General features: G+C 66.2%; 3 protein-coding genes and 2 pseudogenes. 3 read left to right on the top strand and 2 right to left on the bottom strand.

All coding sequences use genetic code 11. The features are described from left to right. A pseudogene (locus RMCN_RS20635) lies at positions 1 to 93 on the bottom strand (ATP-binding protein); the annotation flags it as partial. 139 nt (positions 94 to 232) lie between these two features. On the opposite strand from RMCN_RS20635, the gene RMCN_RS20630 reads away from it, so the two are divergent. The 3 genes from RMCN_RS20630 to RMCN_RS20620 are packed head-to-tail and all read left to right on the top strand — an operon-like array spanning position 233 to position 3,277. Continuing rightward, on the top strand, positions 233 to 1,300 hold the full coding sequence (locus RMCN_RS20630) for a tyrosine-type recombinase/integrase (protein ID WP_067393172.1): 1,068 nt from the start codon (positions 233 to 235) through the stop codon (positions 1,298 to 1,300). Continuing rightward, the gene (locus RMCN_RS20625) at positions 1,297 to 1,611 is read left to right on the top strand and encodes a helix-turn-helix domain-containing protein (RefSeq protein ID WP_067393169.1); all 315 of its coding nucleotides are present in this window, start codon (positions 1,297 to 1,299) and stop codon (positions 1,609 to 1,611) included. The genes RMCN_RS20630 and RMCN_RS20625 overlap by 4 nt, the downstream gene beginning before the upstream one ends. Before the next feature lie 34 nt (positions 1,612 to 1,645). Then, a complete protein-coding gene (locus RMCN_RS20620) occupies positions 1,646 to 3,277 on the top strand; it encodes a tyrosine-type recombinase/integrase (RefSeq protein ID WP_201028895.1) in 1,632 nt (543 codons plus the stop codon). 61 nt (positions 3,278 to 3,338) lie between these two features. On the opposite strand, the pseudogene RMCN_RS20615 reads toward RMCN_RS20620, so the two are convergent. Next, positions 3,339 to 3,434: pseudogene (locus RMCN_RS20615) on the bottom strand (ATP-binding protein); the annotation flags it as partial.

Here is a 3,434-nt window from a genome sequence, read left to right as displayed (position 1 = left end):
GGAGCCTTTGAGGGTCAGGACGTCGGCGTGGTGGACGATGCGGTCGATCATCGCCGCGGCTACGACTTGATCCCCGAAGACGTCGCCCCAGCGAACTGGAGCTGGCACATGTTCGTTGTGACCGTTTTGCCCTGCTAGCTGGGCTTTCGACTGGTCTGCGTGTCTTGCCGATCTTCAAGGCGTGGTCGCGATATATTAGGTGCTGCCTTAACCAGTTAGGTGAGAAGAAGGTGTGCGGCTAGTGGAGGGTCTGCGGCTGATTCCCGGTGGCGCCGCACCGGTCGAGCCTGTTTCTGCCGATCCTGTTGTGTTTCAACGTGAATGCGTCGATGCGTTGGTGGCGTCGTGGCATGCTCGAGGATTCAGCCTGGTGACGATCGACAATGATATTGGGTTGTTGGAGCGGACGTTGGCGGCGCTGGGGCGTCCGGCGTGGGAGGTCACCAGTGAGGACATCGATCGCGTGGTCGGCGAGCTGGCGATGGCGGGGCGAGCGGCGTCGACGCGCCGAGAGTACGTGCAGATCTTCAAGGGGTTCCATCGGTTCCTGCAGACCCGCAAGGCTGCTGAGATCGAGGCCATGTTCGGGACGCGGTTGGTATGCCCGGTGGACGAGTTCAACGCCTCCCGGCACGTGGGCGACGACTCGCCGGCAGTCGCGGCGCCGCCGACCCCGGAGCGGGTGAGCGAGTTCTTCGAGTTCCTGAAGTCGAGGATCGCCACCGCCCGCAAGTACGGTCCGGCCGCGCGGGACTACGCGATGTTCCGGACGCTGTATCACGCTGGGTTGCGGTCGGAAGAGTCTGCGCTGCTGGAGATTCCGGACGTGCATTTCGATCGTGGACCGTTCGGTAAGTTGCACGTGCGGTTCGGCAAGGCTGCCCACATGTCCGGTCCCCGGCCGCGGTGGGTACCGATGTTGGACGGGCTGGAGGTGTTGTTGCGCTGGTTTCTGGCCGATGTGCGCCCGAAGTTCCCGGACTCGCCGGTGCTGTTCGCCGACGAGTCCGGCGGCCCATTGCATCGTGGCACGATCCGCAATCGGCTGCGATATCTGATGGAGCTGGAGGGCCGGCCGGCGACCGAGCGGTTCAGCCCGCACGCGCTGCGCCGGGCCTGCGCTACTCACAACTATGAGCGCGGTGTGGATCTGGTTGCGATTCAACAGCTGTTGGGGCATTGGACGGTGAGCTCGACGATGCGGTATGTGCGGCCGTCGGCGACATTCATCGAGGACGCCTACCGGCGTGCGGTCACCTCGACGCTGGCCGAGCTGAGCGGAGAGGACGGGACGGCATGAAGATTCGATGGCGGCTACGGATGGCCGCGGCCCAGCGCGAGGTCTGGACCGGCACCGAGCTGCGGCGGCTACTGGCCGAGCGAGCGGGTCTGGAGTTATCAGCGGCGTCGGTGTCAGCGCTGTTGACCAAAGAGCCCACCCAGATCAAGCTCTCGACGCTGATCGCCTTATGCACCGCGCTGGACTGCACCGCAGATGACTTGTTCGAGATCGACACCACCCCAGTCGAACAGATCGCGCCATCGCCGCGCCCAGTTGTCTCAGAGCCCAAGACCGCCACCGCGCGGGGTCGGTCGATGCCGCCAATGTAGGGCCCCACTCAAGGGTTAGAACGGGTTGCGGCTGATGGGGAAACGGCAACGAGACTGCCTCGACTGCGGCGCACCGGTCGGATACATCGGCCGCGAGCACTGCTGCCGGTGCACCCGCCGGTTACGAGAGCAGGCGGCCAAGGCGCGATGCCCGGGCTGCGGCCAGGGCCGGGTGTTGATTCCGGAGACGGGCCGGTGCGTGCTGTGCTCACGCCGCTGCCGCGAATGCGGCGGACCGATCAAATTCCGCGGTGAGACGGTGTGTCGGCCGTGCCAGAAGCGGGCCGCGCTCGCCGCCGCGAAATCGGCGTGCCCGCGCTGCGCAAAGCCCGGCTATCTCCGCTCGACTGGGTGGTGTGGCCGGTGCTCGCGGCCCGGCCCGCCAAAGGAGCCGCCCCGCATCTGTGTGTCCTGCGGTGAGCTGCGCCGCCACGCCGGGCGCGGTATGTGCGGGCGATGCTGGCAGCGCCACCCCGACCGGCCGTTCGTACGCGGCGAGACCCTGGCCGCTGGGCTCGCCGAACCACCGGACTGGCTCGACGACTTCGTCGCGCATCTGGCCGCCCATCACTGTCCCGCTCGCGCCTGCAGGTTGATCACCACGCTTGCTCGACTTCTCGAAGACGAACACCCCAACCACCCGCAAAGCGTGCTCGAGCGAGCCCGCCGGCCCGGCCGGTCGATGGGATCACTGGCGCGTGCCCTGGAGACGTTCTTCACCGAGCGTGGACTGGCGATGGCCACCGACCAGGACCAGAGGCTCGCCGCTGGACGGCGCAAGAAACGGATCGATGCCACCCCGGCTCCGATGCGCGCCGCTGTCGCGGCCTTCGCCGAATCCATGCTGCACGCCCGCGACCGGGCCCGGCGTGCGGGCACCCGGCCCCGCACCGACCGCACCATCGAGTCAGCGTTGACGATAGTGCGCGACCTCGCCTGTTTCCTCGATACCCACCGCGGCAAACAGGATTGGGCACTCGTTGACGTCACCGATATCGAGGCGTTCCTCGCCGGACTGCCGAACACCCGAGCGCGACGCCTGACTGTATTGGGCCAATTCTTCCGATTCGCACGCAACTACCGTGCGGTGCTCATCGACCCGACGCGCGGCATGTCGGCCAAGCGTCACAGGGGATTTCGCGGCCGCACCCTCGCCATCACCCAGCAACGCACCCTGTTTCGCCGCTGGAGCGCCGACCCTGCCGCGCACCCGCACGAGGCCCTCTTCGGACTCCTTGCCATATTGCACGGTGCCTCCAGCCGTGAGCTGCGGCTGCTGCAGGTCGACCACATCGACACCAGTGATCGCTCGATCCGGCTCGGCAAGCACCCCCACCCCGTGCCGCTGGACCCGGTCAGCTGGATCGCTCTGCAACGCAGCCTCGATCACCGCGAGACCCTGCGCACCAACAACCCGCACGTGATCGTCACCCGCGGCACCAAAGCCGACCGGCGACCGGCGTCCGAGGCATACATGAGTCACCTGCTCGATCCATGCGGTCTGCCACCCAAGATGCTGCGCAGCACTCGGCTGGCCGATCTGGTCAACACGATCGACCCGAAACTCGTCGCGGCAGCATTCGGGATGAGACCCGAAGGAGCGATGATCTACCTCGCCGATCACCTCGACGATGGCCGATTGCCCGAGCAGCTCGCTGAACCCTGACAGGTGCGAACGTGTCACATTACGACGCCACTTCCGCACAGGTTCGCGTGAACAAGTGCGCTTTGGCGAAGGGCAGGTTTGAGGTCAGGATCAGCGAGGCGTGTTCGTAGCGGCTGGAGACCAGTTGGAAGAACAAGTTCGCGGCATCCTGCTCGAA

Source organism: Mycolicibacterium novocastrense, from assembly GCF_001570485.1.
GTDB lineage: Bacteria > Actinomycetota > Actinomycetes > Mycobacteriales > Mycobacteriaceae > Mycobacterium > Mycobacterium novocastrense.
Note: the sequence above shows the minus strand (reverse complement) of the source record. Positions and strands in the feature narration are given on the sequence as shown.